Source organism: Lentisphaerota bacterium (assembly GCA_016873675.1).
GTDB lineage: Bacteria > Verrucomicrobiota > Kiritimatiellia > RFP12 > JAAYNR01 > VGWG01.
In genome coordinates this window covers 37,720-44,167 of the sequence record VGWG01000014.1, presented here as the reverse complement: position 1 = coordinate 44,167, position 6,448 = coordinate 37,720, and the positions used below count along the sequence as shown (strand labels likewise).

Annotated in this window: 5 protein-coding genes; 1 reads left to right on the top strand and 4 read right to left on the bottom strand. The window is 60.6% G+C overall.

What is annotated here, in order from left to right; all coding sequences use genetic code 11:
• The coding region (locus FJ222_03530; GenBank protein ID MBM4163497.1) for a DUF3387 domain-containing protein at positions 1 to 1,114 on the top strand (1,114 nt) is incomplete at its 5' end.
• Between the two features lie 40 nt (positions 1,115 to 1,154).
• Here FJ222_03530 and FJ222_03525 read toward each other — a convergent pair.
• The 4 genes from FJ222_03525 to FJ222_03510 form a co-directional block, all read right to left on the bottom strand.
• Complete coding sequence (locus FJ222_03525; protein MBM4163496.1) at positions 1,155 to 1,565, bottom strand: hypothetical protein; 411 nt, start codon at positions 1,563 to 1,565, stop codon at positions 1,155 to 1,157.
• Between the two features lie 169 nt (positions 1,566 to 1,734).
• Positions 1,735 to 3,447, bottom strand: a complete 1,713-nt coding sequence (locus FJ222_03520) for a hypothetical protein (GenBank protein MBM4163495.1) — start codon at positions 3,445 to 3,447, stop codon at positions 1,735 to 1,737.
• A gap of 101 nt (positions 3,448 to 3,548) precedes the next feature.
• Complete coding sequence (locus FJ222_03515; GenBank protein ID MBM4163494.1) at positions 3,549 to 4,850, bottom strand: trehalase / alfa-L-rhamnosidase / mannosyl oligosaccharide glucosidase; 1,302 nt, start codon at positions 4,848 to 4,850, stop codon at positions 3,549 to 3,551.
• A gap of 21 nt (positions 4,851 to 4,871) precedes the next feature.
• Positions 4,872 to 6,014 (bottom strand): FAD-dependent oxidoreductase, encoded by a 1,143-nt coding sequence (locus FJ222_03510; protein ID MBM4163493.1) that lies wholly within the window; start codon positions 6,012 to 6,014, stop codon positions 4,872 to 4,874.
• Positions 6,015 to 6,448: the final 434 nt, after the last annotated feature.

Genomic DNA, 6,448 nt, shown 5'->3' with positions numbered 1-6,448 from the left:
CGCGCGGGTGAACCGCGTGTTCAAAGACAAGCCGGGCGGCCTTGTGGTGGACTACCTCGGGATCGCCGACGCCCTCAAGCACGCGCTGCACACCTACACCGCCAGCGGCGGCAAGGGGCAGGCTACCGTTGACCAGGAACAGGCGGCGGCAGTCATGGCTGAGAAGTACGAGGTCGTGTGCGATCTGCTGCACGGCTTCGACTACACGGCCATCCTGAAGGCTGCCCCCGCGCAACGCATGAGCGGCGTGGCACAGGCGATGGAGTTCGTGCTCAGCATGGATGAGGGTAAGACGCGCTTTGTCCACGCTGTCGGCGACCTTTCCAGGGCATTCGCACTGGCGGTGCCGAATCCGCGAGCGATGGCTGTCCGAGACGAGATCGGTCTGTTTCAGGAGATTCGCTCGGCACTGATCAAGGTGACGATGTCCGAGAGCGAGAAATCGCCGGACGACATGGAGTCGGCCATCCGGCAGCTTGTTTCGCGGGCCGTCTACTCGACCGAGGTGGTGGACATCTTTGCGGCCGCCGGGCTGGAGAAGCCGGACATTTCCATTCTGTCAGACGAGTTCCTGGCGGACGTCCGGCGATTGCCGCAGCGCAACCTTGCTCTCGAACTGTTGAAGAAGCTGATCAACGACGAGATCAAGACGCGGATGCGCAAGAATGTGGTGCAGGCCCGTTCGTTTGCGGAGATGCTGGAACAGGCGGTCCGTAAGTACCAGAACCGTGCCTTGGAGGCCGCTCAGGTCATTGACGAACTGATCCGCATCGCCAAGGAGATGCGGTTGGCCGAGTCTCGCGGGCAAAAGATGGGGCTGTCGGATGATGAAGTAGCCTTCTACGACGCGCTGGCCGAGAACGCGAGCGCCAAGCAGGTCATCGGCGATGAAAAGCTCCGCTTCCTTGCCCAGGAACTGGTCGACCGGGTGAAGCAGAGCGTTACCATTGATTGGCAAGTGCGGGAGAATGCCCGGGCTCACATTCGTGTCCTCGTCAAACGGGTGCTGCGCAAGTACGGCTATCCACCGGACATGCAGGCGCGAGCGACGGAACTGGTTCTCGAACAAGCCGAGGTGTTGTGCAAGGACTGGAGCACCGACAGGGGGTTCTGAAATCGGGCCATCAGACAAGGGATGGGCCTTCGGCCGTCATTCAACGATGGTAAATTTCCACGCGGTCAAGTTCCGCCGGCCCTTTCCACAGCACCTTCAGGTAACGGTTGTCCACCGGTACTGCACATTGATATTCAACCATCGTCCGGTTCTTGCCAGCGGCGGCGCCCATGGTGAGCTTGGGCAGAACGCGCACCTTTTTCACAGGCACAAGATCAGTAAATATGATCCCATCACCTGAAACCTGCAAGACCAGATCGGTGACCGAGGCCGCAAAGAAAGCGGTCATTTTCACCGAGTCCATGGGAACGGCGGTTTTGTAGGTTAGCCATTCGTTGGTATTGCCCTTCACGCGGAAAAGATATTCGGCATAGAGCGCATTATAGTCGTTGTTCAATTCCAAACCGGCGGATTTCGCATCCGTGCGCGATAAATCCTGAAGTTCGTCCACCCTGCAGAGTCGCCTGACCTGCACGGGGCCTGCACGGTTGGAAGGCCCGGAGACGCCTGATGAGTTGCGAGCCCTCACCCGGTAAACTTTGATCACCGCGCGACTGTAGCGGAATCGGACTGGCGCTGTCAAGTTCGGCGTCACTCAGAAACCGGAGATTTCGAGGCGGCTACCTGGCTTCGTCCCGGTGACGGGCGAAGCGCTCAGCGACAGTCGAAAACGCCAGTTTAGGCCGTCGCCACCGGTCCACGAGCCCCTTGTCATTGATCCCGCCGGGACGCCCGATGGCGTTCCATGCGAGGTCAACACGGACATCGCAGAATTGCCAGATGAACACGCCACAGATCCGCGGGTGAAACAGCAGGCCGTCGAGCTGACGCCCGAGAATTTCGGCCTGGCCGTCTTCCGACCACTTCGAGCGTCGCAACGGATCGCGCAGCCCGGGTATCCCGCCAGCACCCACTTCGCTCACGATCACGGGTTTCCGTCCCATGGGCGCGCGATACCGGTCGAGCAGCCCGTTGAGTTCGGCCACCGGATCGCCGTCGTGGTACCACTGCGGGTAAATGTTCCATCCGCACACGTCGGGCAGATCCTGGCAGATGTCATTCCCATGGCGACAACTCGCGTAGGTCGTGGGGCGCGTCAGATCGCGCGCGCGGATGGCCGTAAACTGTTCGGCGTACATGTCGCGGCCTTCGGGCGCCTCGCTGGCGCACTCGTTCATGACGCCCCAGAGGATGATAGAGGGGTGATTGCGATGTTGCTCGACCATCTCCTGCGCGCTATCCAGCGCCTGCCGCCGGAAGGCCGGATGGCGCATCTGATCCAGCCCCTGCCCGCGGGCGTGGTTCTCTTCCCAGACGAGCAGCCCGGCCTCGTCGCACAGGTCAAGAAAGCGCTCGTCGTTGGGGTAATGGCTCGTGCGCACGGCATTCGCGTTGAGTTGCCGGATGAGTTCGATATCGCGCCGCATCGCGCGCACCGGCAGCGCGCCGCCGTGTTCGCCGTGGTCCTCATGACGGTTGACCCCGCAGAGAAAAATCGGTTCGCCGTTGAGCAGCAGGCGGTCTCCCTCGCACCGGATCTCGCGCAGGCCGATCCGATCACGCCAGCCATCATACACCCCGCCAGCATCGGCCAGGGTGGCGTCGAGCCAGTACAGCACCGGCGCGGCTGGCGACCATGACGCCGCCGTGGCCGGCAACTCAAGACTTAGCCGCTCGTCACTTCCGCCCGGCGCCACGCGGACGGCCGCGCGCGCCTCGACACCGCAAAGTCGGACCGAGAGATCGACGCTCACGGCGGCATCCTCCGGGTTGGCCAAACGCGCAATCGCATCCACGCGCCAACCGCCGCCAGCGCGCGGGGTCACCGTGACGTCCACCCGCCGAAGCCAGGGGACGCGGCGCGGCTGATGCAGTTCCACCGGGCGGATCAGCCCGCCATAGACAAAGTAATCGTTCGGGATATTGAGGCCGGATGCCGGACCGAACCCGCTGTCCACATGCACCAGCACGTCATGCTCGCCCGCAGTCAGATGCGCTACCACGGCTTCGAACGCAGTATGCCCGTCATGATGGGCAGCGACAGGTCGGCCATCCACGAACACGGTAGCGGTATGGCCGACTCCGCCAAACCGCAGAATCGCCGGTCCAGGCCGGTCCATCACAAACGAGCGGCGTGCAACCCCCTGTCCCCGCCACTCCACAAGCCGCCCCACGTCCGGATCCCAGCAGCCGGGCACTTCCAGATCGACGCGACATCCATCGCGCCATCCGTCAGCCGAGAGCGTCGTGCCGCTCTGTGGAAAGAAATGAGACCAAGTGCCGTCGAGGCACTGCCAGCACCGCGCCGGATGGGGAGAAAAGATTCTCAGCATGGTTTATCTCCTGAATGATGACAGTCGCGGCCTGGGCGTCCTTGGGCACATCAAACATGAAGCGATCGCCATGCTCTGTTTCCTCTGCCAGTGCTCAGGGATTAGTTGCAAATCAGATCCTCCATGGATGGCTTTCCGCGCAGTTCATCCGCCATGTTAAGGGCCAGCACGTTCCAGTTGACGAAATCGCCGTTCATCACCGGTTCGCCGGTGAACGGATTGTAGTATTCGTGGAGCGTACCGGTTTTCTCCAGGTCACGCCCGAGCAGGCGCAGCGTCCGTGCACAAAGATCCGTCGCCTGCTCACGATACCCGTAGCGCATCAGGCCGCGAAAGACGCAATACTGCGCGACCAACCAGATCGGCCCGAGCCAGTTGGACGGGTTGTTGGTCTCCCGCAGATCGAACATCTTCTCGTCCATCGCCAGCGAGCAGATTCCGTAAGGAGCCATAAACGTCTTCTCATCCCGCACGTGCAGATCCACCAGCGCGGCCGCTTCCTCCGCCGAGGCGATGCCCGCCCACATCGGAAGGAAACCGCTCCAGACGCGAATCTTGATCGGCAGGGTTTTCCAGAAAACGCCAAGCCCCTTGTGGTACCAGTGATACGAGCGGGTCTTGATATCCACGTCCGCGGAATAGAAAAACCGGTCCCGGCGATCCCAGCACTCCGCCCGGATGGCGGCGGACAGTCTGTCGGCCTTCTCCCGCAAAGCTGCGGCATGCGCCGCGTCCCCCCAGGCGGCAAAGAGCGACGCCCCGGCGCGCAACTCGGGAACCATGAAGCAGTTCAGAAACAGGTTGGCCGTGGAAAAGCGCGGACGGCCGAACGTGGCCGGATCGTTGTCCATGCCGATCATCACATCGTCGGCCCAGACATACAGTCCGCAGCGGGTGTTGAAATAGTCCGCCTCGTAGCGCGTGAAGTAGGCTGCCAGGCCATCCTTGTATTGGGCGGCCCACCCCTTGTCGTTCTTCCATCCGGAAACGAGCGCCATCTGCCGGGCGAGAAACGGCTTGTGCATGTTGTGAATCTCGCCTTCGCGATGTTTCACAATCTCATAAGACTCCTCTTGCATCCACGTCACGAAGGAGGGAGGCAGATAGCCATCCTTTTCCTGGCGGTCAAAGAAGTTGGCAATGTTCCCCTCGGCATAATCGAGCCAGGGGCGTCCGGTATCCGCCCTGGCCTTGCCAGCCAGGCATCCGTCCTTATCGAGTAAGTTCAGGGTGGCATAGACCGCCCAGAAAGAATCCCAGTCCCAGAGGTTGCCCTCATAGCCGCCACCCGGATCGATGAAGGGAAACTTCAGTCTCCCGGCTCCTTCCTTGAAGGTCCTGCCCAGTTTTCCCAGCACCCATTCGCGCACCATGCGCTCGTACCGTGTGGTTTCGGTTGTCATTTCTTCTTTCCCAAAACCCTACTATGTGGACACAACAGGAACAATCGCGCCATGTTTGTCGAGCATGTCCCGAATATCTTTCAGCGCGACCTTGATCGGCGTGGTATTCTGCTGCGCGGCCAATGCGGCGGTTGCGCCTGCGGCCTGTCCCATCGCCATGCAGGAGGCTTGGACACGCAGTCCTGAATTGGCAAGGCGATCACTGGAGACACACCGGCCGGCCACGAGGATATTGGAACTTCCTTTCGGCACCAGCGCGCCCAGAGGGACCGTCGGCACCTTGCCACGGGCCAACGGTTTGGGTTTGACACCGCTTTTCGTATGTAAGTCCACCGGGTAAAAGGCGTAACACACGGCGTCCTCAAACACGCGCCCTGAGGTGTAATCATCGACGGTGATCAGCGTTTCGCCCTGAATGCGGTAGCTTTCACGGAAGCTGGCCTCTGGTTGCAGATGCATCAATCGTTTTTTGGATGAGCGGACTTTGGCAAGCAGATCCTTGCGCCCTTTCAGATTGGCCGCCGTCACCGTGCGGGAGTTCGTAGAATCTGCCCCATGGACATACAGTTTGTCAATTACGCCGGCGCGGCCGACTTGATAAGCGCTGCCCAGACAGAAGAGCAACGATCCGGGTTGGGTCTCCTCTTCACGAAGCCGCGGCAAATTCAGCAGGCCGACCACCTCGGCGCCACCCGTGCAATCGATGACCTGCTTGCACAGAACCCGCCGCCGGGTGCCGAACCCCGCACAATCGACCTGCCAGCCCGCAGCGGTTCGGGTGATGGCTTGAGGAAATTCGTAATAGGCGTGTTGCACGCCTGCCTGCTCGCACTTTTCTTCTGCGAGTATCGTGTAGAGAAACTGATTCACTTTCACCTGATTCATCGAGTGACTCTGCGGCACCTTCGAAAAATCGGGCAACGTTCCGCCATCCAGTGCCACGCTCTCCTTGACCAATTCCCAGCCGATGCCCGCAATCACCTGTTTACCCCAAGCATCGAAAAGGCCGGGAAAAGCCACGCCGCCTGTGGTCATGGTCCCGCCCAGTTGGGAGCCTCGCTCAACGATGAGCGTTTTCGCTCCCGCTCGGGCAGACTGAATGGCCGCGATGGTTCCCGCCGTTCCGCCGCCGACCACGAGCACGTCAACCGAGTCCGAGATCATTTCGTCCTGATTCTCCCTGCTATCCCTGGGTCGGGGCAAGAGCAGCGTTTCGGCACCCGCAGTTGCCGTGGATGAGGCGGCCAGGACAACACTCGCCGCCGTGAACTTCATAAAGTCTCGTCTACCCATGTGACTGTCTTTCATCTCTCATCCCCCTTCGATTCCCAATTGAGACCGACGATATGGAGCGGCGTGGTTTACCGCGCACGCAACAATAGCAAAGGAGAAATCATGGCAGAAGCTGGGATAAACGTCAAGATTGTTGCACCCAAATCCCAGCAACGCCAATGATGGGCGTCGCTATCGGGATCCAAATCGAAATCGGGGTGAACGGAATAGATGGAAATGCGACCCCGATACCGATAGCGATTTCGAATGGCCGGATGCGATCAAAATTTGAATTGCTGACTTGCCGACGCACGTAAATTTGGCTA